24 protein-coding genes are annotated in these 24,815 nt (G+C 37.7%); 15 read left to right on the top strand and 9 right to left on the bottom strand.

The annotated features are described in order from the left end of the window. Nucleotides 1-17 precede the first annotated feature (17 nt). Nucleotides 18-2,858: a TonB-dependent receptor domain-containing protein gene (locus FFU37_RS19920; protein ID WP_138490414.1), complete on the bottom strand. Its 2,841-nt coding sequence runs from the start codon at nucleotides 2,856-2,858 to the stop codon at nucleotides 18-20. 613 nt (nucleotides 2,859-3,471) lie between these two features. Here FFU37_RS19920 and FFU37_RS19925 point away from each other — a divergent pair. After that, on the top strand, nucleotides 3,472-3,861 hold the full coding sequence (locus FFU37_RS19925) for a cytochrome b562 (protein WP_039487539.1): 390 nt from the start codon (nucleotides 3,472-3,474) through the stop codon (nucleotides 3,859-3,861). 83 nt (nucleotides 3,862-3,944) lie between these two features. Next, entirely contained in the window at nucleotides 3,945-4,331 is a 387-nt protein-coding gene (locus FFU37_RS19930; RefSeq protein ID WP_002958670.1) for an OsmC family protein, read from the top strand. A gap of 63 nt (nucleotides 4,332-4,394) precedes the next feature. Here the strand turns inward: FFU37_RS19930 and ykgO are convergent, their stop codons facing one another. Then, a complete protein-coding gene (ykgO, locus tag FFU37_RS19935; protein WP_138490415.1) occupies nucleotides 4,395-4,529 on the bottom strand; it encodes a type B 50S ribosomal protein L36 in 135 nt (44 codons plus the stop codon). Next, nucleotides 4,526-4,792: a type B 50S ribosomal protein L31 gene (locus FFU37_RS19940; protein ID WP_138490416.1), complete on the bottom strand. Its 267-nt coding sequence runs from the start codon at nucleotides 4,790-4,792 to the stop codon at nucleotides 4,526-4,528. Before FFU37_RS19940 ends, ykgO begins: the two co-directional genes overlap by 4 nt. Nucleotides 4,793-5,034: 242 nt before the next feature. Between FFU37_RS19940 and FFU37_RS19945 the strand changes: the two genes are divergently transcribed. Together FFU37_RS19945 and FFU37_RS19950 are read left to right on the top strand one after the other, a co-directional pair. Next, nucleotides 5,035-5,304, top strand: a complete 270-nt coding sequence (locus tag FFU37_RS19945; RefSeq protein WP_039487544.1) for a hypothetical protein — start codon at nucleotides 5,035-5,037, stop codon at nucleotides 5,302-5,304. A 324-nt stretch (nucleotides 5,305-5,628) separates the two neighbouring features. After that, nucleotides 5,629-6,591 carry a sensor domain-containing diguanylate cyclase gene (locus FFU37_RS19950; RefSeq protein WP_138490417.1) on the top strand — a complete coding sequence of 321 codons (963 nt, stop codon included), beginning with the start codon at nucleotides 5,629-5,631 and terminating at the stop codon, nucleotides 6,589-6,591. A 74-nt stretch (nucleotides 6,592-6,665) separates the two neighbouring features. On the opposite strand, the gene FFU37_RS19955 is transcribed toward FFU37_RS19950, so the two are convergent. Both FFU37_RS19955 and FFU37_RS19960 read right to left on the bottom strand, forming a co-directional pair. Continuing rightward, nucleotides 6,666-7,706 (bottom strand): metal-dependent hydrolase, encoded by a 1,041-nt coding sequence (locus tag FFU37_RS19955; protein ID WP_138490418.1) that lies wholly within the window; start codon nucleotides 7,704-7,706, stop codon nucleotides 6,666-6,668. 107 nt (nucleotides 7,707-7,813) lie between these two features. Next, nucleotides 7,814-8,701: a LysR family transcriptional regulator gene (locus FFU37_RS19960; RefSeq protein WP_039487554.1), complete on the bottom strand. Its 888-nt coding sequence runs from the start codon at nucleotides 8,699-8,701 to the stop codon at nucleotides 7,814-7,816. A 116-nt stretch (nucleotides 8,702-8,817) separates the two neighbouring features. On the opposite strand from FFU37_RS19960, the gene FFU37_RS19965 reads away from it, so the two are divergent. The 7 genes from FFU37_RS19965 (at nucleotide 8,818) to FFU37_RS20000 (ending at nucleotide 14,310) form a co-directional block, all read left to right on the top strand. Next, the gene (locus FFU37_RS19965) at nucleotides 8,818-9,990 is read left to right on the top strand and encodes an MFS transporter (protein ID WP_024593033.1); all 1,173 of its coding nucleotides are present in this window, start codon (nucleotides 8,818-8,820) and stop codon (nucleotides 9,988-9,990) included. Nucleotides 9,991-10,414: 424 nt separating this feature from the next. Then, nucleotides 10,415-11,230 carry a 2,5-didehydrogluconate reductase DkgB gene (gene dkgB / locus FFU37_RS19975; RefSeq protein WP_024591732.1) on the top strand — a complete coding sequence of 272 codons (816 nt, stop codon included), beginning with the start codon at nucleotides 10,415-10,417 and terminating at the stop codon, nucleotides 11,228-11,230. Between the two features lie 79 nt (nucleotides 11,231-11,309). Further along, nucleotides 11,310-11,597, top strand: coding sequence for a putative quinol monooxygenase (locus FFU37_RS19980; protein WP_024605502.1), 288 nt, complete (start codon nucleotides 11,310-11,312; stop codon nucleotides 11,595-11,597). Between the two features lie 450 nt (nucleotides 11,598-12,047). Further along, nucleotides 12,048-12,269, top strand: a complete 222-nt coding sequence (locus FFU37_RS19985) for a hypothetical protein (protein WP_039487563.1) — start codon at nucleotides 12,048-12,050, stop codon at nucleotides 12,267-12,269. A gap of 94 nt (nucleotides 12,270-12,363) precedes the next feature. Then, nucleotides 12,364-12,708 (top strand): hypothetical protein, encoded by a 345-nt coding sequence (locus tag FFU37_RS19990; RefSeq protein ID WP_138490419.1) that lies wholly within the window; start codon nucleotides 12,364-12,366, stop codon nucleotides 12,706-12,708. Between the two features lie 294 nt (nucleotides 12,709-13,002). Beyond that, a complete protein-coding gene (locus FFU37_RS19995) occupies nucleotides 13,003-13,407 on the top strand; it encodes a hypothetical protein (RefSeq protein WP_002958658.1) in 405 nt (134 codons plus the stop codon). A gap of 138 nt (nucleotides 13,408-13,545) precedes the next feature. Further along, a complete protein-coding gene (locus tag FFU37_RS20000) occupies nucleotides 13,546-14,310 on the top strand; it encodes a 2-keto-4-pentenoate hydratase (RefSeq protein ID WP_138490420.1) in 765 nt (254 codons plus the stop codon). Nucleotides 14,311-14,387: 77 nt separating this feature from the next. On the opposite strand, the gene FFU37_RS20005 is transcribed toward FFU37_RS20000, so the two are convergent. Further along, nucleotides 14,388-15,248, bottom strand: a complete 861-nt coding sequence (locus FFU37_RS20005; protein WP_138490421.1) for a delta-class carbonic anhydrase — start codon at nucleotides 15,246-15,248, stop codon at nucleotides 14,388-14,390. 96 nt (nucleotides 15,249-15,344) lie between these two features. After that, nucleotides 15,345-15,998, bottom strand: a complete 654-nt coding sequence (locus tag FFU37_RS20010; protein ID WP_138490422.1) for a DUF6058 family natural product biosynthesis protein — start codon at nucleotides 15,996-15,998, stop codon at nucleotides 15,345-15,347. A gap of 171 nt (nucleotides 15,999-16,169) precedes the next feature. On the opposite strand from FFU37_RS20010, the gene dapA reads away from it, so the two are divergent. Both dapA and FFU37_RS20020 read left to right on the top strand, forming a co-directional pair. Further along, nucleotides 16,170-17,087: a 4-hydroxy-tetrahydrodipicolinate synthase gene (gene dapA / locus FFU37_RS20015; protein WP_138490423.1), complete on the top strand. Its 918-nt coding sequence runs from the start codon at nucleotides 16,170-16,172 to the stop codon at nucleotides 17,085-17,087. A 129-nt stretch (nucleotides 17,088-17,216) separates the two neighbouring features. Further along, a complete protein-coding gene (locus FFU37_RS20020) occupies nucleotides 17,217-18,521 on the top strand; it encodes a DEAD/DEAH box helicase (protein WP_002958629.1) in 1,305 nt (434 codons plus the stop codon). Nucleotides 18,522-18,551: 30 nt separating this feature from the next. On the opposite strand, the gene FFU37_RS20025 is transcribed toward FFU37_RS20020, so the two are convergent. Together FFU37_RS20025 and FFU37_RS20030 are read right to left on the bottom strand one after the other, a co-directional pair. After that, the gene (locus FFU37_RS20025) at nucleotides 18,552-20,051 is read right to left on the bottom strand and encodes an amidase family protein (protein WP_138490424.1); all 1,500 of its coding nucleotides are present in this window, start codon (nucleotides 20,049-20,051) and stop codon (nucleotides 18,552-18,554) included. 95 nt (nucleotides 20,052-20,146) lie between these two features. Beyond that, entirely contained in the window at nucleotides 20,147-21,754 is a 1,608-nt protein-coding gene (locus FFU37_RS20030; protein WP_002958627.1) for an NAD(P)/FAD-dependent oxidoreductase, read from the bottom strand. Between the two features lie 194 nt (nucleotides 21,755-21,948). Here FFU37_RS20030 and fdxA point away from each other — a divergent pair, with 194 nt between their 5' ends. After that, nucleotides 21,949-22,272, top strand: a complete 324-nt coding sequence (gene fdxA, locus FFU37_RS20035; RefSeq protein ID WP_002958626.1) for a ferredoxin FdxA — start codon at nucleotides 21,949-21,951, stop codon at nucleotides 22,270-22,272. A 136-nt stretch (nucleotides 22,273-22,408) separates the two neighbouring features. Next, a complete protein-coding gene (locus tag FFU37_RS20040) occupies nucleotides 22,409-24,652 on the top strand; it encodes a carbohydrate binding family 9 domain-containing protein (RefSeq protein ID WP_138490425.1) in 2,244 nt (747 codons plus the stop codon). Nucleotides 24,653-24,815 lie beyond the last annotated feature (163 nt).

Below are 24,815 nucleotides of genomic sequence, written 5' to 3' on the forward strand. Positions count from 1 at the left end.
ATAAGTTATTTTATTAATTATAAGCTGTAGCTTAAGTTAATGTAGCCAAAGCGGCCAATGTTATCGTAACTTGCGCTACCCGCGCTTGTACCACGTGAACCGTACGGAAGTTTACGGTTAAATACGTTATCAACACCTACTTTAACGCCTAAACCGCTATCGAAGTTGTAACCAACAGTCATATCGGTAATAAAGTATTTACCGTAAGACATTTGATTACTTGGGTTCGGGTTATTTTCAAGCTCAACATTTGTATATAAATCTACTTCACTTAAAAAGCGTGTTTCAACTGTTGAGAAAAAGTTATCCATAACATAACTTACAGATAAGTTAGTTTGCCACTTAGCTTCACCTGTAGTACCTGCGTATTCAATGTAGTTACTAGGGTCGTCTTGGAACGGGTAATCTTTACGTTCAATTAAGTAAGTACCAATTAAGCGGGTTTTAAAGCTACCTTCAAGCGCGTCAAAGTCGTAACCTAGTTCAAAATCTATCCCTGATGCTTTTTGGCCAGCAACATTTAATACAGAGTTTTGTATTAAAGTAATTTCACCATTAGCATTACGTGTAATTAAGTTACAGTACTGATTGTTTATACCTGTTGCGCTATCAACACAGCGATCAAGAATGTCTTGCGCGTCGATTGTGTCAATCGCATCTTCAAGTTCAATTTCCCAGTAATCAATAGTAAGTAGCGCGTTTTCTAAAAACTCTGGTTGGTAAACAATGCCTACAGTTGTACTTGTTGACTCTTCGCCTTTAACATCGCGGTTACCACTGCTTAAACCGTCTAAAGAGGCTGAATCGTAATCTGAATTAAAGTCACTCGCTACGCCTAATGCGGCACAGTTTGCAGTACGTGTTGCACCGTTTGATAAGTCACCTAAGTTTTCAGCGCGACACGGGTCGTCTACATTGTAGAAAGTTTGACTTGCTGCCCCAAATACTTCACTAATGTTTGGCGCACGAAGTGCTGCAGATTGTGTTACACGTACACGTAGCTCATCATTTACAGTCCAATCAAGGCCAAGTTTCCAGCTAGTGGCTTCGCCAATCGTACTGTAGTCAGCATGACGTACTGCAGTGTCAAATACTAAATCTTGGATAAGCGGCAAATCAGTTAAAATTGGCATCGTCGCTTCAAAAAATACTTCGCGTACGTTGAACGAACCTTTATCTTCGCCCAGTGCGTTAAAGAAAGTACCTTCTGCGTTATCTGGCTCTTTTGTTTCGCTTTCTTCTTTACGGTACTCGGCACCAAATGCAACACCTACATAGCCTGCTGGTAATTCAAAAATAGCGCCATTAGCAAGTGAGCCAGAAACAACCGTTTGCTTAATTGTTGAGGTACCAACTGATACTGTATTTATGTAATCAATAGCTTGTTGAGATGGTGCGCCAAAACCCATAATGTTTACAGGCACACATCCGTCAGCTTGTGCAGCAGCACTACGACATACTACGTTACCATTTGTATCTTCAAAGGCATCAAGTGCATTAAAGTAGTTGGCTAAAATCATGTTAGCGCCGTTTTCACGCTCAAGATCAGTTTGGCCATAAACAACTGATGTATCTAATTCCCAATCTTCAAATACAGTACCTTTTAAGCCGGTAACAAAGCTCGTTGTTTCACGCGTATTGTTTTCAATGCGGCGGCCAAGGTCGGTCATCATGCGGTTAACCATGATCGAATCAACACCTTCCTCTTCCATACGTGCTTTGATGGCTGGGTCCAGGTAAGGGTTGTCGATTTTAATGCTATTGTCGCTGTCAAAAAAGAAAAACGCAGGTTGGCCTATGCTTTCGCCTTGGCTGTTTACGTATTTTGCATCAAAGTAAACGTTTAAGTCGTCGGTAACATCGTAGTTAACTTTAAAGTTTACGTTGTAGCGCTCAAACTCAGGTTGAATCTCTTCAAATTGACCAAGGTTAAACGAATCACAGTTTGCACACGACAAGCCATCTACATTATCACCTATGTATAAGTCGCGAGCGCTGCTGTCGGCGTTAAAGCTATTAGTATATCCATCTTCAAGTGCATAAACACCGGCGTTATTAATAGCGTAATAACCAGCATTAGGTGTTAAGATTTTATCAGGGAAAGCTGCGCTATCTTTGTTTGCATCTGTTTGGGCTTGATTACGTAAACTACTAAACGAAGTGCTAGTCCAAGGGTGATCAAGCGCGTTTAATGAATCCTGGCCTGAGTATTCAATAGCAAAAGCTGCATTACCACGATCGTTATCAAAATTAGAGCCGTATGAGAACGTCGCTTTTTCGTTGTTGTAGCTGCTTAAATCGGCAAAACCACGTGTAACGCTAAAGTCCATGCCTTCAATGTTGTCTTTTAATATAAAGTTAACAACACCTGTTACCGCATCAGCACCATATACAGCAGATGCACCACCAGTAATTATCTCTACACGTTCAACCCATACACTTGGAATAGTGTTGGTATCTACAGATTGAGAACCTGCAGAGCTTGATACATGACGCTTGCCATTTACAAGTACTAAAGTACGATCTGTACCCATGTTACGTAAATCAAGAATATTTAAACCCGCAGTACCAATAAAACGGCCTGAGTTAGCCATAGAATATGTATTGCCAAGTGCTGGTAAATTGTTTAGCGCTTCACCAATGTTTACAGCGCCTGTATTAATTAGCTGCTCGCCGCTTATAACTGTTACTGGTGCAGGTGCAATAGCACCTTCACGTAAGATACGTGAACCCGTTACTTCAACGCGTTCAATTTTTGTTGCTTGCTCATCTTGTGCAAGCACAGAATTACTTGCTGTTGCAGCAGCAGTAATTAATGCACATTTAATGCTAGTAGAAAGTAAATTATGACGTTTCATGTGTTTCCCAAAGGACATTTTATAGTAATTTAATACAATATTTATTTTTACCTAATACAATTTGTATTAGGTAAAACCTATAACTTTTGTTATGAGGGCGGCGATTATTGCATGCTGATAATCTTATTAAAAGTAAGTAACTTACTGTTAAATAAGCAACTTGAAATAATTTGAATGGCTATTATTGCCTTTTTTACACTAGTTTGCGGGGGGAGATTAGGTGGCTATTTATGGTTAATTTACATGGTGGGTTTGTTTTGTATTTATGCTGTTTACATGTTTGTAGTTTTTATAATTTTAGAGATGGTTTTTATAGCAATTATTTTTTAGTTAAAAGTAGTTAGGAATATTCTAATTTATATAAAGAGCAGGTGGTGAGTGTTATATGTACTTAGTTGTAAGTATTATGTATGTAAATCCCGTTTTAAAATGACTTTAATGTAAGCCTTTATTTTCAAATAAAGTGAAGTTTGAATATTTTTCATTATTAATCTTTAAAAAGCTCTAAACGTGTAAACCCCCTTTACAGTTTTGGGGGTCTCAATTGCTCCTTAAGTTACTTTAGCGCGTAAACTTGGTACAATTTAGCTGTTTTTAATTAATAGGTTTGACCATGAAGTATTTAGTTATTATTTTTACCTTGTTGTTTAGTTCAATGTCTTTTGCGCAGCAATCTGTCGATCTTGAAATAAATATGAAAAATACGGGCCTTGCGTATAAACAAGCAGTGCAGGCAACTCAACTTAGTGAATTTAATACTGCGATTGATGAATTTATAAAACTAGTAAAAGTAAGTAAAACAGGTAAGTTTTACAAAAAGCCTGAGCAGTCATTGCAGGGCCTTGATAAAGTGATTGCCCAAGCTGAGCTTGCTAAAAAAGCAGCGAACGAACAGGGGCTAAGTGCGGCAAAAGAACCGTTAAAAAATATAGATAATTTACGTAAAAAATATCATGAGCTACATGAGCCTCCAGGGTTCTTTGAATTACTGTTCGGTTCATAAACCTAAACTATATGTATCTTTAGTCGCTACTTTTAAGCTAATTGCGTTAAAGGTATCTGCAGCAATAAATATAAGGAAACACAATGGAAATTTCAGTTTCAATGTTAGAAGGCCAAAAGCAAAGCGCTAAATTTGGCGACCTAGAAGTAATCAGCGATCAAAGTGTAAACGCTGGTGGCAACGCAGAGCATCCAGAACCGTTTGATTACTTTTTAGTAAGTATGGTTTTATGTGCAGGTTTTTATGCGCGTAAATTTTGTGAGCAGCGTGATATTTCAACGCAAGGTATGACGCTTACTCAAAATAATGAAAATGTAGATGATAACGGTAAAAAGTTATTTTCAATTGAGATTAACCTACCAGACGGTTTTCCTGATAAATATAAAAAGGCGCTTATTGCAGCCGTTAATACCTGTACGGTAAAAAAAGTAATTCAGGCAGTGCCAGAGTTTTCAGTAGTGGTAAAATAATCCTCCCTAAATTAGGTAGCTTTAACAAGCTACCTAATTATATATAGTGCCCCACGGCTTAACTTATTTCTTTTTCATTCCTTGTACTGCTTTAAAGCGTGGGTTGTTTTTACAAATTACAAATACACGACCTTTGCGTTTTACAATTTGACACCCCGGACGTCGCTTCGCACTTTTTAGAGAGCTTAATACTTTCATAGATTTTCCTTTTTAACAGTCGATAAACTTTTAAAACGACGATTAAACTGCGCAACGCGGCCATCTGTAGCGGTTGTTTTTTGCTTGCCTGTATAAAATGGGTGTGAGTCACTTGATACGTCAATAGGTACATATGGATAAGTATTACCGTCTATTTCTACTGTGCGGTTTGTTTTAATGGTTGAGCCAATAATAAAGTAAGAATCGGCAGCAGTATCGTGAAAAGCAACCACTTGGTAATCAGGATGAATATTTGGTTTCATAATACGCCTTAATAAATGATATGTGATAATGTATCATTTTAATTTAACGTATTTATTCTCTCATTGCAAATTATTTAAATGCTCCCCAAAAGGGGCGTAATTGCTGGCTATTTGTGCAAATAAATCAAAAAATAAGCACTTAAATTAAAAATGCTGGCTATTGCTGTTTAGGCTGTTATAACTATATTTAAGAGTTAAAAACGTTAACAAATACGGTTATAAAGTTATTACAGAGGTTATGTATGAGTGACGCAACACAACAACAAGAACAAATTGACCAAGGGGTGATGGAAACCCTAAGAGAGCGCGACCACAGCACCTTAGCGCAGCAAGTAAACCCGTTAACCTGCAACCATAATGATATTGTAGAGTTACTAGCAAGGTATATGGCACTAAGTGAGCAAGAAGATGATGAATTGTTTGATACTTGGTTTGATAACCTAACTAAAGAGCAACATACTGTTTTAAAAGTATTTGAAGTTTACCGTGGACAATATGAGCACCAAAATTAGAGTATGTATTTTTGTACGTATACCAAGTTCAGTGGCTATTTAAATAAAACTAAATAACCACTACTGCTTTTTGTATTAAACAGTAGCGCTGCTTTATTGATCACAACCCCACGTGTTTACACCATAAGTTCGGATTTAATATTATCTTTATTTAGGCACTAGTTACTGATATTTATCAGTATTCATTTATTGCTATTTTTAAGTAATGTTCTAGTTTTAATTGGTATGCTGTTTATAGTTTAGATAAGTTTATCGGATTATATATTCGAAAATATTCGCTCCCATTTCGTAATTCATAAAACACTTAAAATTAATTGAGCTTTAATGATTAAACCTGAGATCCCAAGTAACGAAGCAGAGCGATTACATGCGTTAAAAACATTAAAAATTCTAGATACGTCGCATGAAGAGCGCTTTGATCGTGTTACTCGTATTGCCAAGCGTATGTTTAATGTTTCTATTTCATTGGTTACTTTGATTGACGAAGACCGCCAATGGTTTAAATCAAGACAGGGGCTTGATGCGCCTGAGCTTCCTCGCGAAACCTCATTTTGTGGCCATACCATAAATCAAGACGAGCTCTTAATAATCCCAGATACAGTCCAAGATAAAAGGTTTTTTGATAACCCTTTTGTTACAGGCGATCCTAAAGTACGCTTTTATGCTGGCTTTCCTTTAAAATTAAGGCAAGGGGTTATTATAGGCACTTTATGCCTTGCCGATAATAAACCTAGATACCTTAATGATGGAGAAAAACAATTACTAAGAGATTTAGGCACGTTGGTTGAGCAAGAGATTCAATCAATTCAACTAGCCACAATTGACGAGTTAACAAGAATCTCTAACCGGCGTGGCTTTTTGAACCTTGCTGAGCATACGCTAAATGTATGTAGGCGAAACAAAGTATCAATGTCGTTTATATTGTTTGATCTTAATAAGTTTAAACAAATTAATGATGTTTATGGACACCACGAAGGCGATTTTGTATTGAATAAATTTGCGCAAATTATGCTTAGTTCATTTTGTGATTGTGAAGTAATAGGTCGACTTGGCGGAGATGAGTTTGTAGTAATGCTAAGTGATTTAGATGAAACAAAAGCTGAGTTTGTTTTACAAAGGTTTGCGGATGCAATTGCGCATGCCAATAATACCTTAAATAAGCCTTATAAAATCGATTACAGTGTAGGGGTAACACACTTTAAATACGATACAGGTAAATCGGTTGAGGATATGATTCAAGATGCTGATGTTGCAATGTATCAGCAAAAAAAGCAGCAATCAATTTAGTGAGCTATTTAGTTTAATTGCTGCTTGAACTTCACTTAACTTCCTCATGCTAGTACGAATCTTATAATAGGCAGTTATTCGCTATTGCAGTCATTTTTTGCAGAGGGTGATGCTAAAGACACATTTGGTTGCCAAATCCTGTCCCATATTTTATGAAAATTGTTTAAGTTTGGTCTTTGACTTATTTTTTCAAAGTTACCAATGCTCACCTCTGAATCATTTTTTTGACCCACTACAAAATTAAACACATAGTTGCATTCCATGCCCATACGTAAATCAGAAAGTACAATATTGCTTTGCTGTTGGCGCACCGAATACAACCCTTTAGTAAACCACTGCAAGCGTTTTATAGCCCATTCATCGCTAATATTATTTAACAGTGAAGGCGTTGTTTGATAAGCCGTTAATGTAACATCGTTGGGCGCGTCAAATACTGATGCATAACCTTCGTAGTATTGTCCGTCAGACATCACAACAATACGCCACAGCAAAGTGGTTAGCGGAGCAGGCGTACTAACATACGCATTTACTGGTATTTGTCTGTTGTTGAGAGCCGTTTTTACCTTGTCATCAATACTTACTTTTAAAATTAAAGCGCAAAATAAATATAGACTACTTAAAACTAAAGTCGCTGCATTTATACGATAAGCCGTTGCTGCTTTTATTTTGGGTATTAGCGTACATATTACGCCAATTAATAAAGGAAGCGTGTAAGCGGGGTCAATAATAAACACACTAGAAACCGCAAAGGGGTACTCAGTAAAAGGCCAGAGTAGTTGTGTACCGTATACCGTTAGGCTGTCTAATAGGGCATGTGTAGATAAACTTAAAAATACGAGCCAAAACCAGCGTACTTTATAAATTTGCATTCCCGCGTGTATTTTTAATATTAGCCATACAATGAGAGGGCTAATTAATAAATGTATTAATAACGAATGACTAAAGCTACGGTGATAAGTAAATGCTTCTACAGAGCCACCATATGGCAAAAATACATCTAAATCAGGGAGTGTGCCTAAAATTGCTCCCCATAAAACGGCTTTTCGACCTATTTTATTGCCTAATACCGCATAACCTACAGCACTGCCTAATGCTATCTGCGTTAAAGAATCCATTTTGATTAATACCTTTAATTACTACTTTTATTATTTATACTTTTTGATTATTAAAAAGCGTCAAAAAATAATGTGAAATATTTGATAAGCACATCAATGCCTAAAATTTATAAACTAAGCCTAGGTTTTATAAAATCTAAAAATGCTGTAATGCGAGACGATACAGCACTATTTTTATAATACACGGCTTGTACAACCTCTCGGTTATTAGGTGAGCTAACTGCACTGGGTAACACTTCAACTAATTTACCTGTTTTTAGGTCATTGCCAATCATAAAGTGAGAAAGTAGCGCCACACCTTGGTTTGCAATACATAGTTGGCGCACTGTTTCGCCGCTGCTTGCGCTAAGCGAAAACGTAAATAAAGCGGGCTTTACTAACGGCCAATTGTTTAATTTAGGGAAGTCACTAAAACCAATTATCTTGTGATTTTGTAAGTCATCTATTTGTGTAATTGCTGCGTTGTTTTTTATATATTCTGGGCTGGCTACAATACGTAACTGGCTGCTGCCAAGTTTACGAACATGTAAATTTGAGTCTTTTAAATCACCAATACGTATGGCTAAATCGGTTTTATGTTCAAGTAAATCAATAATGCTGTCGTGTGAGGTTATATCAAGCGTTATGTGGGGGTATTGCTTGGCAAATTCGCCAATTAAAGGCGTAAGTTGGTGCAATACAAAAGGGCTTGCCGCATCTATTCGCAGCTTGCCACTTGGCGCTTGTTTTAAAAGCTTTATGGCTTCTTCACCGGTATAAAGCGTATTTAACCCTTCGCGCGCATATTTTATAAAAGTATGGCCTTCTTCGGTAAGCTCTAATCGGCGTGTTGTTCTGTTTAGCAAAGTGCATTGCAGTGTATTTTCAAGGCGTGATACAGCTCGCGACACTTTAGCCACCTGTTGATCGAGCAAATTAGCCGCCCCCGAAAAGCTTCCGCAATCTACTACCGTTATAAACGTTTCTAAATCTTCAGTTTTTGAATGAACAGCCATAAATATACCAACACCATCTTTGCATTATTAACAAAAGTATTTTGTCACTAATGCTATTTTTTGCAAACGATATTTTAGCCAAACTACATTCTTCAAATATTAATGAGGATATAACTATGCCATTGGCTTTGTGGGCGCTTACCTTAAGCGCATTTGCAATAGGAACAACTGAGTTTGTAATAGTGGGATTAGTACCCACCATTGCAAACGACTTAGGCGTAAGCCTACCTTCAGCAGGTTTGCTTGTAAGTTTATATGCGGTTGGCGTTGCCATCGGTGCGCCGGTGCTAACGGCTTTAACGGGTCGCTGGAATCGTAAAGTGGTACTAATAAGCTTAATGGGCTTATTTGTTTTAGGTAACTTACTTGCATGGCAAGCGCCAAGTTACGAAACATTAATACTTGCGCGCATTTTAACGGGGCTTGCCCACGGTGTGTTTTTTTCAATCGGATCGATGATTGCCACTAGCCTAGTAAGCAAAGACAAAGAAGCCAGTGCAATAGCCATTATGTTTACCGGGCTTACTGTAGCACTCGTAACTGGTGTGCCACTAGGTACATGGATTGGACAACACTTTGGTTGGCGTGCAACGTTTTTAGTTGTGTCGGTATTAGGTTTAATTGCATTAATCGGCAGCTCTATTTTAGTGCCAAAAAACTTAAAACAATCAATACCAGCCACGTTTAAAGAACAACTACAAGTAATCGTAAAACCGCGTTTATTACTCGTATATTTAATGACGATACTGGGCTACGGCGGCACGTTTACAGCGTTTACTTATTTAGCACCTATTTTAGAGCAACAAACAGGTTTTGCGCCTTCGGCTATTGCCTTAATAATGCTTGTTTACGGCGTATCGGTAGCGATAGGTAATATTTGGGGTGGAAAGTTGGCCGACAAACGCGGCCCAATTAGTGCCCTGAGCATTATATTCAGCGCTTTGAGTATTATTTTACTGATATTTACCTTTACGATGGAATCAAAAATTGCTGCTGTACTTACTATTTTAGTCTGGGGCGCATTTGCTTTTGGTAATGTGCCAGGCTTGCAACTTTATGTAGTAAAGCAAGCACAAAAGCACACGCCAAATGCGGTAGATGTTGCATCAGGTTTGAACATAGCCGCATTTAATATTGGTATTGCACTTGGCTCAATTATTGGCGGTAGCGTAGTAGAGAACATGACCCTGCAAGATACAGCATGGATAGGCGCTGTTATCTCTGTTTTAGCACTTGGTGTTACACGCTACAGCGGTATGCTTGATAAACGTGAAATTCAGCAAGCATAAAGTATCTTCTGTTAACCTTGAAACTAAAATTAATGACCTCATACCTGTTATGAGGTCATAGAATTTTAAGTGACAGTAGTAATAAGAAGTAAAAGGTGTATTTCGTAAAACTATAGGGCGTGTTGCTCTTTGGTTGTTGAATTTGCAGTAGTAAGTTTGGTTTTTAGGCAAGGCAGAGCCTATGTAGTGTGGTTGTTCCCCATAAATAGGCGATAACGCAGCATAAAAACCAAACATACACTGCCCGTTGGGTTCTTTCTAGGAGCGATTAACTCTTTGTTGCTCGGTTTTTACTTAGCCCACTAGGTTACAAACCTCGCGCCGCGATTAAATCGCCCCTAGATTGAACAAATTTCAATCCACAAAGAACAACACGCCCTAGTGAAGTTTGTATTTCAAACCGATTATTTTATAAGGATAAACCATGACAAAACGTGTAATAGAAATGCCAGAACTAGGTATGGGAACATTCCGTTTGGAGGGCGACACTGCCTATAACTCAGTAAAAATGGCGCTCGAAGTTGGGTTTCGCCATATTGATACTGCACAAATTTATGGCAACGAAGAGCAAGTAGGCCAAGCCATAAAAGATAGTAATATTCCGCGCAGTGAAATATTCTTAACTACCAAAGTGTGGAATAACAAATTAAATAAAAGCGACTTTATCCCAAGCGTTAAAAAGTCACTTGAAAAGCTACAGGTTGATTCGGTCGACTTACTGCTAATTCATTGGCCATCGCCTGCTAACGACGAGCCAATGAGTGAATACCTCACTGAATTACTAAAAGCGAAGCAGCTTGGTTTGACTAAGCACATTGGTGTATCAAACTTCACCATTGCAAACTTAAATGAAGCAATGCAAACACTCGACTCGCGTGAAATATTTACCAATCAGGTTGAGGTTCACCCATATTTAACTAATACTAAATTACGCGCATTTTGTGCTCAGCACGACATTCATGTAACAGCATACATGCCATTTGTAGTAGGTAAAGTACTAAAAGATCAAACCATTATCGACATTGCTAAAAAGCACGATGCAAGTCCAGCACAAGTTGTTTTAGCATGGGTTAACGCCAGCGGTATGACGACAATTCCATCATCAACCAAGCGTAAAAACTTAGAAGATAACTTTAACGACCACGTTAAATTAGATGATGAAGACATAGCCCGCATTGATGGCCTAGATTGTGGCGACCGCCAAGCAACACCAGAATTTGCGCCGCAGTGGGATCAGTAAACTTACCTCAAACGCAAAGTTAAACTAAATATTTTAAGGTGTAGATTATCTACACCTTAACTTTTAAAAAGGAATACACATGTTAACGGTTATAGCTGCACTGTCGTGCAAAAATATTGATGCAGATGTGATGCTTACAGCACTTGAAAACTTACAAAAGTCATCGCGCCAAGAAGTAGGGTGCTTACGTTATGAACTATCGGTAAAAAGTGATAATGAACATACCGATTACGTTGTTAGCGAACAGTGGGCGTCTGACGAGCACTTTGAAGCGCATAAAAATGAGCCACACTTTAAAGCGTTTGGTACGCAAGTTACTGGGCTTTTAACCAATAGTAGTATTGATGTATATAAATCAATTGGTTAAATTCTTTTTACAGTGCCTTTTATGGTACGTATTAAAATACTTAGCTAAATTACATATCACCAAGTAAATACTCAAATAGGTGCTGTTAACCTACATCACCTTTTATTCTTACACTCTAACCTGCCTAAATACTCTACTTCCCCAATATACCAATGAAACCTATTAGGACTCTTTTTTGTTAATGCGTAGTGCGTCGAAATCAAAAGAGGTTCATAACATTATTAAAAGTCGTTTTGGTATCACAATCCACTCTAATAAATAGCCTATTTAATTTGTTGTTTACATTAAAATTCTCTGGTGTAAATATAGAAATATAATATGGCATTTTAGTCAGCCGTAAATAGTTCGAGTGGTACTTAATAAGAGACTCAAAATAGCAAACTATTTATATATTTTTTTGTGTTATATTTTTAGAGCTGAGTTAATTAAACTAATAATGGAGACATGGGTATGGAAATTAATAAATCTAATCAATCTATTCTTATTTTTGTAATTCCTTTATTAACTGCGTATTTTGGATCAAAAGTTATATTTCATTTATTTTCTTTTGAGTATCTTGTGTTTACAGATACTTTTGACATTCTAAAGCTACTCATTGATATTAGTGTATTTGGAGTGTTGTTCTATATTAGTTCGCTGGGCGTTGGTTATGTCATCAGAGCTAAAACATAAGTTTTTAATCATTAGCTGGTAAATTGCTAGCTAAAAAATCACAGCCAATAAAGCCTTAACAGCTTTAAACTGTATAATTTATATGGAGATAATAATGAAAAAATTAATCGCAATAGTAGCGTTTTTAGGCTTTGTTTCATTTGCACAAGCTAATGATAGTTTTGTAGTTAATGCTAAATTTTATGATAATAAAAACTTAATTGGTTCACCTGTTTTAGTAGTCAATTCAAATGAAGAGGCGTCAGTTTCAGTTGATAATTCGTATAGTTTTGCTCTTACAGTAACGCCAATTGATGATTTTACTGTTAGTTTAGCAACTGACCTAAAACTAGGTGGAAAACATATGGCTCCCTCTTTAGTTGTTGAACTAGGTAAAGAAGCAAGTATTAATATTGATGGTAAAGAACTGTCAGTTTTAGTAAGCAAATCAAGCAGCTAATAATTTAAAAACTAGGAATATAATTAATGAGAAACTCAAGAAATGAGATAGTAAAATATGGAGTCTCTTTTGGTACGGCCCTAGCAATTGCTATTTCATGGAGTGCTAATGAGTCTGTGTTATGGGCAATTTTGCACGGTTTTTTGTCTTGGTTTTATGTTATTTGGCATGTAATCACGCGATAAGTGTTTTCGCGTGTGCACTGATTGATTATGTAGATTGCGGTCAATGTTAATACTCGAGCAATTACCATCTAAAACAATTAAGTTAAAAATATAAAAGGAATAATTAATAATGAAAGGTGCGGGTGGAAGCTCTGGTGGTATTGGGCATTTTTTTATTGGTTTAATTATGATGTGCGGTGGCTTTTATATGCTGCTAAACGCAATTTCGGTGACCTCTAATTTTGGACTAAGTTCTCGCATTTATAGTGTTAATGCTTTAGGTGGCTTTGGCGTTACAGGCGGCATGGTTATGATCCCGTTTATTTTTGGTGTGGGTCTGATTTTTTATAATTCTAAAAATATTTTAGGCTGGGTGCTATCTCTTGGCTCGTTAACCGCACTAATATTTGGTGTTATATCGAGTGTTCGATTTAGTATGCGAACTATGACGTCGTTTGATTTGATTGTTATTATAATTTTAGCATTTGGCGGCTTAGGGCTATTTTTACGTTCGCTTAAATCTATTGATACTTAAATAATTACCACGCTTTGTTTTAAATACAATTTTAATTATAGGCATTTAACATGATGTTCTAATGCCTAAGCTAATACATTAATAATGTAATCCTTCCTATTTACTGTTTAACCAGTAACGTATTTTAAAGAGATTTATGTGAACAACTCAATACAGCTAAAACTAATTGCTACTCACTTATTAGCACAAAGAGAAGAAAACCCAGCGCGTTCAAACTTTCCTAAAGAGTTAGTACTAGACTCGACTGACGATGCAATAGAAGTACAAAAGTTGATGATTTATTTAAATGAGCAAACTGTATATGGCTGGAAGTGTATGCTGCCTTTAGATGATGGCTCAATTATATTAGCGCCTCTTTTACATGCACCTATAAAACAAGCTGAAAATTGCCCACTGTGTACAACAAACAATAAAGCGCTGATAGAACCAGAAATTGCATTTATTTTACAAAGCGATTTACCAAGTAATAAAACCTATACAAATGAAGACGTAGATACTGCATTTGCCAGCGCCCACTTGGCACTTGAGCTTATCCAAAAAAGGTTTGATGAAGACACTCCAAGCACTCACATTGAAAAACTGGCCGATGGCCTATCCAATCAAGGCGTGTATTTAGGCCCGCAAATAGATAAAACCAAAGCGTATAACGCAAGTACTGTAAATATTAACGTTAAGCAAACTGAGCTGGAGTTAAACTTGGCAGGTGTGCACCCTGCAGAACTTGCGCAGCTTCCTCTTTATTGGGCAGTTAATTACTTATCAGCAAAGGGAATTAATTTAAAAGCAGGGCAAGTGTTTATAACTGGTTCTTACTGTGGTGTTGTTGAGCTTAATACTAATGAGCAAACATGTATTACATATGAAGATTTAAATACATTTAATGTGACATTTTTATCCCATTAAGCGAAGTACTCATTTTAACGGTCATAATAAAAACAACCCACTAATTAGTGGGTTGTTTTTATTTGGCTAAATTTTAATTATTTGATTTTAGAGAGTAATGCAGGGTTTATTATGAGATTTCGTACGCCGTGGGCATGATCTTCATCAAAGGTGTTACTTTCACACCATTTACCAACACTGTTTATATCAACCTTTGCTACTTTTGGTTTAACTGACCATGTTACTTGAAAAGGAGAGCCTGCTTCGTTGTAACTCGGGCCAGTAGTTGAACCGCTATAAACAACAGGTTTACCCGTATTTGTAGGTGTAGCAATAGCTTGATAGTAACCATTAACAGATGACACGGCGCTTATTTGAGCAAAATCAAGTGCGTTAGCATCGTTTACTAATACATATACTTGAGCTTCAACACGTAGTTGCGGATTTTTAATCGAATCACTTAAACAACTCCCCAAGGTAGGGCCTGGTTTTACAATTGCTGACGTATGAACGTTATGAACCTCAATGGTATCGCCAACTAATAGCGCGCCGTGATCGCTTGGACAAATTTCAATTTTTGCTGGTTTACTTTCACTTTTAGTTAAAGAGCCTGAATATAAGTAGCCACTTTGAAAACCTTTTCCATTACCATTTCCTGCATATTTGCTAAATTCGCCACCGGCATGTTCAGCATTTTTATGAAAGTGTATATTACATAAGTTCATATTTGATGAAGTTGGGGCATGAGAGAAAACTGCCGTGTTTTCGCCTTTATAATTATCAATATTGCGTGGAGATTGTGGCCCAAAACCTTTATTAGCGGTGTTTTTAGCAAGCGCTGCACGCTGTATTTTTATTATGTCGTCATTTACTATTTCGTGGTTAGCTTTAGCTAGTGTATTAAAAGATAGGATAGTGATTACAGCAGAAATTACACTTATTTGTGTTTTGATTGTCATTGAGTCAGTGCCTTTAAATTATTTTTTGCGTAACAATTAAGTTAACAGCTCTTGTTTTTCGTCAAATAATCCTAAAATAATTAGACTAATGCAAAACTATTTAATAGATAAATCGTATTTTAAAATAAGTGCATCTATATAGCGGGTGCGTAATGTATGTTGTTTTTCATGATCGGCGCCATGCCCTAACGCTTTGTTTAAAAGCTTTATGGCGGGGTGTAGTAGCGCTCTTTCTTCTTGGTTTAAACTCGCTTTACTGCGCAGTTCTGTAATGTCGTCAACTAACAGCCTGCCAATGTCTACCGAGACTATTTCGTCTATTAATCCATTTTGAGTAAGTACGCCATATTTACTGCATAAAAACTGTTGCCAAACTTGCTGTAAGTGCTCGTCTATTTCACAGCCAAATAGCTCTTCGCTAAACGTAAATCCTTGCTGAGCGAGTTTAGTTAGGCTTGCAGTATATTGCTGCGCAAAATAATTAAAAGCATGGCTTGATGATTCTATTTTTTGTTTTAAAAGACCTTGCCCCCAATTAACACAGCCGCGCGGATAATAGTCGTCATATTCTTCGCATTCATACAAACCCGAATATGAGCTGCAGCTAAGTTGACTTTTAATACAGTAACTTGGTTTGGGGAACACACTTCGCTCTTGCCAAGCTAAAAGTGTATCTGCATCTATGTTTAATGCTTGGCACAGTTCATCGGTGTTATAAAAATGAGTTGCTAAGTAGTCAGATAAACGCATAAAGCCTCTGGTATCGTTAAAAATAAAATACTGTTTTTATATACAGTTATTCATTTTGTATTACCAAACTCAATAACACAAGCGATTTTATAATTAAATGTGCGCTTATACCTCCAAAAATACTGGCAAGTATGTTACAAATAGCGCAAGTTTTATAAATAATGAATTTTTATGCGCACCCTAGACCAAATTAAACAAGCAAGCCTTATTACAGCTATTAAAACGCCATACTTAGCAAACGGTGAAATTGATCTCGCAAAGTACGATGAACTCGTTGAAATACAAATTGCAGCGGGCGTTGATGGCATTGTAGTTGGTGGCACAACAGGCGAAGGCCAGTTAATGAACTGGGAAGAGCATTTAATGCTTATAGCGCACAGTGCAAACAAATATGGTGACAAACTGGTTATTGTTGGTAATACCGGTAGTAACAACACCCGTGAAGCGATTAAAGCAACTAAATATGGCTTTGCCAGCGGTATGGATGCAGCACTGCAAATTAACCCATATTACGGACGTACGTCAATCGCGGGTGTTAAAGAGCACTTTAAACGCGTACTTGATATTGGACCTGCCTTTATTTACAACGTAGCCGGTCGCACAGGTCAAGACCTAACACCTGATATTATTGAACCATTAGCACAGCACTCGAACCTAATTGGTATTAAAGAATGTGGCGGCAATGAGCGTATTGCACGCTATGAGCAGCAAGGCATTGCGTGTTGGTCTGGTAACGACGATGAATCACACGACGCTCGTCATGTACACAAAGCTCACGGTGTTATTTCGGTTACTTCTAACCTTATTCCTGGGTTGTTTCGCCAATTAATGGATACTAAAAATGATGAGTTAAATACGTCATTACAACCATTAATGAGCTGGTTGTTCTGTGAGCCAAACCCTATTGCTATTAACACTGCGATGATGATGACAGGTGCAGTAAATCCAGTATTTAGATTACCGTATTTACCGCTTAGTGATGAGCAACAAAAAGTAGGTTTGCCATTAATAAATGAGCTTAACGAACGTGAAGTTGTCGGTGGTAAAGCACAGTTATTAAAACAAAATGAGGTATTAACGCTTTCTTGAGTTGATAATCAATATTTTAATGACTTAACAAACTAATTTTTAGCTTTTAATCCAGTTTAAAGCTAACTGTTGACTCGTTTTTGCTGTATAATTTGCGACCCTTGATAATGTGGCCGTAGGTTATACAGCATGAATTTTAAATCTTTTAGTTTCGCTCCTGAAATCATCCAGGCGTTGGACGAACTTAACTATCACACTCTTACGCCCATTCAGCGCGCAGCAATCCCTGCTGTTCGTAAAGGTAAAGACGTTTTAGCCAGTGCACAAACTGGTACCGGCAAAACTGCCGCGTTTGCTTTACCTATCATCCAAAAATTGGTTGAGTCTGAACTCAGCACAACGAATGCACCTCATGCGTTAGTACTTGCTCCAACGCGTGAACTTGCAGAACAAATTGCAAATAATTTTAGAGATTTTGCAAAGCATACATCACTTAAAGTCGTTAGTTTATTCGGTGGTGTTAGTACCGCCGGCCAAGCAAATGCTTTAAAAGAAGGTGTAGATATTGTTGTTGCAACACCAGGTCGTTTATTTGATCATATTCGCTTAGGTAACTTAAGCCTTGCAAGTGTTAAGCACCTTGTTCTTGATGAAGCCGACCGTATGCTTGATATGGGCTTTATTGAAGACATGCAAAACGTGATTAAAAGCTGTGCAGAAGAGCGCCAGATTTTACTTTTCTCAGCTACTTTCCCTGCAGCAATTAAACAATTTGCATCTAAAGTATTAAAACAAGCTGAAATAGTGCGTGTTGATCAAACTAACAGTACAGCAAGTACTGTTGAGCATGTTGTTTACCCTGTTGAAGAACGTCGTAAGCAAGAACTACTTTCTGAATTGATTGGTAAGAAAAACTGGCAACAAGTGCTTGTCTTCGTAAACATGAAAGAAACAGCTGATGAGCTTGTTAAAGAGCTTAACCTTGATGGTATTCCGGCAGGCGTTTGCCACGGTGACAAATCTCAAGGTAACCGTCGTCGTGCACTTCGTGAATTTAAAGAAGGCAAAGTACGTGTATTAGTAGCTACAGAAGTGGCTGCTCGCGGTATTGATATTGATGGTTTACCTCGTGTAATTAATATTGATTTACCTTGGCTTGCAGAAGATTACGTTCACCGTATTGGCCGTACAGGTCGTGCTGGTCGCCAAGGTCAAGCAATCTCATTTGTTAGCCGCGAAGAAGAAAACACTTTGTTTGAAATTGAAACGTTAATCGGTCAAAAAATCAAACGTGTATATTTAGAAGGTTACGAAGTAAGTAACCGTGAAGTACTCATTGATAAAATTGGTAAAAAACCAGCGCATTTACGCCGTACACGTTCTAACAAGTTATCAGGACAAGCAACCGGTGAAGCGAGAGCAGTAAATCGCTCACGTATTTCAAGCGTTCGTAAAAGCTTAAAAGGCGAAAAACTGTCACTTAAAAAGTCATAGTTAACGCCGTTTAGTTTAAAAAACCTGAGTTTACTCAGGTTTTTTTGTGGCTGGTGATAACACCTCATCAATAATATTTGCGTATAAATAAGCCGCTTGCTCGCCCTCTTTATTTGCTATTATGGACAAACCAACCGGTAAACCACTTACTTTTCCGACAGGCAGAGTTATGTGCGTTGTGCCTGCAATAGCAGATAACGAACTACTACTGCCATTAAAATTATCACCATTAACTAAGTCTATTTTCCAGGCGGGTGATACTGTAGGCGCTATAACAATATCAAGCTTGTTGTTTTTATATACATTAACAATGGCTGTCGTTGCTAAAGTGCGATAGCGTTCTTTAGTCTCTTGGTATTTTTGTTTGTTTGTTAAATCAATAGCCTGCGATTGAACTAGGATATCTTGCTCAAAGTGGGGCATTTCTGTATTTTTATTTTGAATATTAAAATTAATAAGTGCTTTTAGGCTTTTAACAGCTACTTGTGCGGGAGTGCTTGCGAGGTAGTGATTAATTTCGGCTTTAAAGTCGTAAAGTAAAATATAGTATTCATCAACAAATAGCGTATCTAAGTTATCAGTAATATCTACATTAATAACAGTGTGCCCAGCCTGTTTTAATGCTTGTAACTGCTTGGCATAAAGGCGCTGCGTTTCAATTGTAAACTTATCGCTAGGTAGCGCACCAATAATAAGTGACGATTTTGATTTTAGATTACCTGCTTTTAATTCAAACCCTGTAGTTGTTGCATCAAGGGAGTCCTCACCTTGCAAAACTGATAAAACCAGCAGTGCATCTTTAAGTGAATGCGCCATCGGCCCTACTGAATCTTGACTGCTAGAAAGAGGCACTACACCTGAGCGTGATACTTGGCCCATACTCGGTTTTATTGCATAAACTCCATTTACTGAGGCAGGGCACGTAATTGAACCGTCTGTTTCAGTCCCTAATGCTATGGGCGCAAAGTTAAGTGCGACTGCCACAGCAGAGCCTGCACTAGAACCACATGGATTACGTGTTACATCGTGCGCATTATGTGTTTGTCCGCCTACGGCACTCCAGCCTGACGATGAATAGGATGAACGAAAATTTGCCCATTCACTTAAATTAGCTTTGCCTAAAATTATAGCGCCCGCATTACGTAGTTGTTTAACAACAAAAGCATCATTATTAGTAACGTTATTTTTAAGTGCTAAAGAGCCAGCCGTTGTGGGAAGTGTGCCTTTCGTTTCTATATTATCTTTAAGAAGTACAGGTATGCCGTGTAATGGACCTGCCCAAGAGCCTTTGGCGGCAAGTTCATCTAACGTTTTAGCTTGAGCAATAGCTGTAGGCTCTAAACTAATAACCGCATTATAGTGTGGATTAAGTTTATTAATTCGGTCTATATAATTTTGGGTGAGTTGCTGTGCATTAATAGAATTATTTTTATATGCAGTGTGGATTTCATCGATGGTTTTTAGCTCTTGTGCTTTAGCATTAAAAATTGCTAATACACTAAGCAACGAAAAGGTAAATGTTTTGATCATTGTTGAGGTGCTTGAGTTGTCATTATTTTCTATACATTTAGCACAAAAAAACCTCACAAAGTGAGGCTTTTCGATAAACAGCTTAAAAAAGAGGTTTAAGCGTTTTCTAACATAGACAGTGCGACTGCTTCAGCTGCTTTAATACCATCAATACCCGCTGATAAAATACCGCCAGCGTAACCTGCGCCTTCACCAGCAGGGTAAAGCCCTTTGGTGTTAATACTTTGGAATGTTTTATCACGCTTAATACTAATAGGCGACGAAGTACGTGTTTCCACACCGGTTAATAAACCGTCGTTAGTTGAAAAACCACGAATTTGTTTATTAAACGCTGGTATCGCTTCGCGAAGGGCATCAATTGCAAATTGTGGTAACACTTTACTCAAGTCAGTTAACTTAATACCAGGTGTGTAAGAGGGTTGTACTTCTCCTAAATCTGCAGATGATTTACCTTTTAAGAAATCTCCAATTAACTGTGCTGGTGCATCGTAGTTGCTACCACCAAGCTCATACGCTTGCTCTTCAAGTTTGCGTTGTAAGTCTATTCCAGCAAGTGGATTACCAGGGAAGTCTTGCTCTGGTGATATACCTACCACAATAGCGCTGTTAGCGTTGCGCTCACTTCGTGAATATTGGCTCATACCATTGGTAACAACGCGACCTTCTTCAGAGGTTGCAGCGACTACTGTGCCACCTGGGCACATACAAAAGCTGTAAACTGTACGGCCATTGTCACAGTGATGGACAAGTTTATAATCGGCAGAGCCCAAAATTGGGTTTCCTGCATTTGTGCCAAAACGACATTCATCGATCATTGATTGTTTATGTTCGATTCTAAAACCGACTGAGAATGGCTTTGCTTCAACATAAATCCCTTTTTTGTGGATCATATCAAACGTGTCACGTGCGCTATGGCCAACGGCTAATACAACATGTCGAGTGTTTAGTTGCTCGCCATTTGAAAGCGTTAAACCTGTTACTTGCCCGTCGTCTAAATGAATATCGTCAACACGTGTGCTAAAGCGAATTTCGCCGCCAAGCTCTATTATACGAGCGCGCATTTTTTCAATCATGGTGACAAGTTTAAACGTACCAATGTGTGGCTTACTTACGTATAAAATTTCATCGGGTGCGCCTGCTTCTACAAATTCAGTAATGACTTTTCGGCCATAATGCTTTGGATCTTTTACTTGGCTGTATAACTTACCGTCTGAGAATGTACCTGCGCCACCTTCACCAAATTGTACATTTGATTCTGTATTAAGTGTGCGTTTACGCCAAAAGCCAAACGTGTCTTTTGTACGTTCACGTACTTCTTTACCGCGCTCTAATATAATGGGTTTAAAGCCCATTTGAGCAAGTAATAAGCCCGCAAATAAACCACAAGGACCAAAACCAATCACGACAGGGCGCTCTTTGATATTATTGTTAGCTTGGGCTACAAATTTATAACTTGTGTCTGGTGCTACTTTTACATGTTGGTCTTTTTCAAATGCTGCGAGTAGCTCGGCTTCGTTATCAACTTCTATATCGAGTGTATAAATAAGTAAAATAGCTGATTTTTTACGTGCATCATAACCACGTTTAAACACATTAAAACTGTGCAATTGTTCAGGTTGGATTTTGAGTTTATTTACAATTGCTTGACCAATTGCGTCTTCGTCATGATCAAGTGGCAGCTTTATTTCGGTTAAACGTATCATTTATATCTCTTTTAGGTGTCATAGCGGGGTATTATTACCGCTCACAATAAGGGGATGCAGGGCACAACGAGTGTGCAAACATTAGGCGCACATTTTACGTTAAAATAGCCTGATATGGCACTTATTTATTGTATTTTTGGAGTGGATGGGTATGATCCACAACTGTTGTTCAAAATCTTAGGTATTAAAATAGTATGGCGTTTGTTGTCACCGAAAATTGTATAAAATGTAAGTACACCGATTGCGTATCAGTGTGCCCAGCAGATGCATTTTTTGAAGGCCCTAATTTTTTAGCAATTAGCCCGATTGATTGTATCGATTGTGGTTTATGTGTCCCTGAGTGTTCAGCTGATGCGATATACCAAGAAGATGAGCTACCAGAGTCTCAAAAAGAGTTTACTGAATTAAATGCTGAACTTGCACTGGTCTGGCCGCGCATTACAGAGGTTAAACCTGCTCCAGAGGACGCTGATGTATGGAATGGCATAGACGATAAGCTTAAACTACTCGAAACGTAATGTATAACAATTAGTTACTCCTTTATCATTAAATAGTTAATTTTTCATTTCAAAGTATTAACAAATGTACCTGGATAAATTACAATCCTCAGCTTAAGTTGCTCCTTATGAGTAATTACAGTCTAAATGGATGTTTATGCAGTACTTTATAACTATAATAAAAAAGTTTACCTTCCTATTTTTAAGTTTTGCTTTATTACTTTCAAGCCTTGATGTAGCGGCTAAAAAACAGCAAGTATCCTTATCCCGTATTGATTCAAATATCACCGTTGATGGTGTTATGGATGAGGCGCACTGGCAAAATGCAACACGTGTATCTTTACTCTACCAAGATGAGCCTAACGAAAAAGGCACTCCTCCTGTAAAAACTGATGCCTTTATTTACGAAGATGGCACTAACTTATATGTTGGTTTTATTGCTGAGGATCCTAACCCTGAGCAAATTCGTGCATCACTTCGTGACCGCGATACGCTATGGGAAGACGACGTAGTTATTCTTGTTATTGATACATTTAATGATGAACGCAGTGGTTATGAATTCCATGTGAACCCGCTGGGCGCGCAAGGCGATATACGAATGACCGACACCGATGGGTGGAGTTCTGATACCTCATGGAATGCTATTTGGGATAGCGCAGGACAAATTAACGACAAAGGTTATGTTGTTGAAATGCGTATTCCTTTTAAAGCACTGCGTTTTCCTGAAAATAAAAATGAGCTAACGTGGGGTTTTTCTGTAATGAGAAACTACCAACGTGATGTGCTATATCAGCTATCAAATATGGGGTTTGATAGAAATGTGAAATGCAGCCTTTGCCAGTTTGATAAGTTAGTTGGCTTTAGTGACATTGAATCAAGTAAAAATATCCAATTAACACCTACATTAACCACACTGCGTAACGATAATAAATCTGCGTTGCCAGGTGATTGGGATAAGGGTGATATAGATACTGAAGTGGGTTTAGATTTACGCTGGGGTTTAACAAAAGATGCTGTTTTAAACGCGACAATTAATCCTGATTTTTCGCAAGTAGAAACTGACTCTTTAGAGCTTGATGTAAATACAACCTTTTCAATTTATTACGCTGAAAAACGTCCTTTCTTTTTAGATGGTGCTTCTTACTTTAAAAGTAGCTTATTTGAGCTTTTATATACACGTACAATTGCAGAGCCTACTTTAGGTGCAAAGCTGACGGGTAAAACGGGTGATCATAGTTATGCGCTAATGCTAGCTGATGACGACAATAGTAATATTTTACTGCCAACGAATCAGGGCTCTGGCTTTGCAAGCTTAAACGAAAAAACGAATGCAGCCGCAGGGCGTTATCAATATGACTTAGGTCAGCAAGGTACTATTGGTATTTCAAGCACGCACAGAGAAAGTGATGACTATCACAACACTGTATTATCAGTGGATGGTAGCTACTGGTTTAATCAATCGGATACTCTTTTGTATCAAGTATCATCTGCTGATACTCGTAACTCTGAATTTTTAATTCAAAATTATAATCTATCCGAAACTCAATCAGATGAAGCTTATGCTCTAGAATTTACCCGCGATAAACGTGATTACAAATTATTTTCATCTTATGAAAATATTGGGCAGGACTACCGCACTGATTTAGGTTATCAAGCTAAAGTCGATTATGAAAAAGTAGGCTTTGGTGGCGGACAAACATGGTACAGAGATGAGTCTGATTTACTTACCTCATGGTCATACGAAGCTGACTGGGATAAAACGTGGGCGCAAAATGGCGACTTACTTGAAGAAGAATACGAAGGCTTTTTGAGTTTTAAAGGCCAAAAACAATCTATTTTTGAAATTGGTTTAGTACACCGTTATGAAAATTATAATGACAATTTTTATAACCAAAATATTGGTTACATTTATACAGGCTTTAAACCCACTAAAGATTTAAAGTTATCACTATATGTTGAATACGCTAGCCGCATTGATTATGCAAATGAGCAATTAGGCGATGCGTTTGACACCCAAACCCAAATGGTGTGGGACATTAACGACCATTGGCAGCTCGATGTAAAACATAACTATAGCCAATTAGATAACCCACAAGGAGAGCGTGTATTTACAGCTAACTTAGTTGATTTTAGGCTTCATTATAAATTTAGTATGCGTTCAATTCTTAAGCTCATTTTACAATTTGAAGATATTGATAGAGACGAAAATGCCTACTTTTACCAAGTGAGTCAAATTAACAAAGACTATGGTAGTCAGCTTGTTTACTCATATAAAATTAATGCGCAAACACTGTTTTATTTGGGTTACTCAGATAGAGGTTACCAAGACGATTCACTTAAAAATATTGAGCGGGATCAACGTACCTTATTTACAAAAGTTAGCTATGCATGGCAGCTTTAAATATTAATAATAACTTTATTGGCGATAATTCCTACCAGTTTGAGTAGCAATGCATAATGCGCAAGAATAATTTTTAAATGATGTACGACAGCGGAGCAAATGCGATAAAGGTTGAGTAAATATAAGTACTTAAAGCTGTAGTGGAGAGGCATAGATTAATGCG

It is taken from the genome of Pseudoalteromonas distincta (assembly GCF_005877035.1).
GTDB classification, from domain to species: Bacteria; Pseudomonadota; Gammaproteobacteria; order Enterobacterales; family Alteromonadaceae; genus Pseudoalteromonas; species Pseudoalteromonas distincta.

What these genes read in the sequence shown, in the direction of transcription:
- FFU37_RS19990 (WP_138490419.1), top strand. Translation starts at nt 12,364, where the DNA reads ATGAAAAAATTAATCGCAATAGTAGCGTTTTTAGGCTTTGTTTCATTT.
- FFU37_RS20040 (WP_138490425.1), top strand. Translation starts at nt 22,409, where the DNA reads ATGCAGTACTTTATAACTATAATAAAAAAGTTTACCTTCCTATTTTTA.
- FFU37_RS19960 (WP_039487554.1), bottom strand. Translation starts at nt 8,701, where the DNA reads ATGGCTGTTCATTCAAAAACTGAAGATTTAGAAACGTTTATAACGGTA.
- fdxA (WP_002958626.1), top strand. Translation starts at nt 21,949, where the DNA reads ATGGCGTTTGTTGTCACCGAAAATTGTATAAAATGTAAGTACACCGAT.
- FFU37_RS19920 (WP_138490414.1), bottom strand. Translation starts at nt 2,858, where the DNA reads ATGAAACGTCATAATTTACTTTCTACTAGCATTAAATGTGCATTAATT.
- FFU37_RS19930 (WP_002958670.1), top strand. Translation starts at nt 3,945, where the DNA reads ATGGAAATTTCAGTTTCAATGTTAGAAGGCCAAAAGCAAAGCGCTAAA.
- FFU37_RS19980 (WP_024605502.1), top strand. Translation starts at nt 11,310, where the DNA reads ATGTTAACGGTTATAGCTGCACTGTCGTGCAAAAATATTGATGCAGAT.
- ykgO (WP_138490415.1), bottom strand. Translation starts at nt 4,529, where the DNA reads ATGAAAGTATTAAGCTCTCTAAAAAGTGCGAAGCGACGTCCGGGGTGT.
- FFU37_RS19955 (WP_138490418.1), bottom strand. Translation starts at nt 7,706, where the DNA reads ATGGATTCTTTAACGCAGATAGCATTAGGCAGTGCTGTAGGTTATGCG.
- FFU37_RS19995 (WP_002958658.1), top strand. Translation starts at nt 13,003, where the DNA reads ATGAAAGGTGCGGGTGGAAGCTCTGGTGGTATTGGGCATTTTTTTATT.
- dkgB (WP_024591732.1), top strand. Translation starts at nt 10,415, where the DNA reads ATGACAAAACGTGTAATAGAAATGCCAGAACTAGGTATGGGAACATTC.
- FFU37_RS20030 (WP_002958627.1), bottom strand. Translation starts at nt 21,754, where the DNA reads ATGATACGTTTAACCGAAATAAAGCTGCCACTTGATCATGACGAAGAC.
- FFU37_RS20025 (WP_138490424.1), bottom strand. Translation starts at nt 20,051, where the DNA reads ATGATCAAAACATTTACCTTTTCGTTGCTTAGTGTATTAGCAATTTTT.
- FFU37_RS19945 (WP_039487544.1), top strand. Translation starts at nt 5,035, where the DNA reads ATGAGTGACGCAACACAACAACAAGAACAAATTGACCAAGGGGTGATG.
- FFU37_RS19940 (WP_138490416.1), bottom strand. Translation starts at nt 4,792, where the DNA reads ATGAAACCAAATATTCATCCTGATTACCAAGTGGTTGCTTTTCACGAT.
- FFU37_RS20010 (WP_138490422.1), bottom strand. Translation starts at nt 15,998, where the DNA reads ATGCGTTTATCTGACTACTTAGCAACTCATTTTTATAACACCGATGAA.
- FFU37_RS19985 (WP_039487563.1), top strand. Translation starts at nt 12,048, where the DNA reads ATGGAAATTAATAAATCTAATCAATCTATTCTTATTTTTGTAATTCCT.
- dapA (WP_138490423.1), top strand. Translation starts at nt 16,170, where the DNA reads ATGCGCACCCTAGACCAAATTAAACAAGCAAGCCTTATTACAGCTATT.
- FFU37_RS19925 (WP_039487539.1), top strand. Translation starts at nt 3,472, where the DNA reads ATGAAGTATTTAGTTATTATTTTTACCTTGTTGTTTAGTTCAATGTCT.
- FFU37_RS19965 (WP_024593033.1), top strand. Translation starts at nt 8,818, where the DNA reads ATGCCATTGGCTTTGTGGGCGCTTACCTTAAGCGCATTTGCAATAGGA.
- FFU37_RS20005 (WP_138490421.1), bottom strand. Translation starts at nt 15,248, where the DNA reads ATGACAATCAAAACACAAATAAGTGTAATTTCTGCTGTAATCACTATC.
- FFU37_RS20020 (WP_002958629.1), top strand. Translation starts at nt 17,217, where the DNA reads ATGAATTTTAAATCTTTTAGTTTCGCTCCTGAAATCATCCAGGCGTTG.
- FFU37_RS19950 (WP_138490417.1), top strand. Translation starts at nt 5,629, where the DNA reads ATGATTAAACCTGAGATCCCAAGTAACGAAGCAGAGCGATTACATGCG.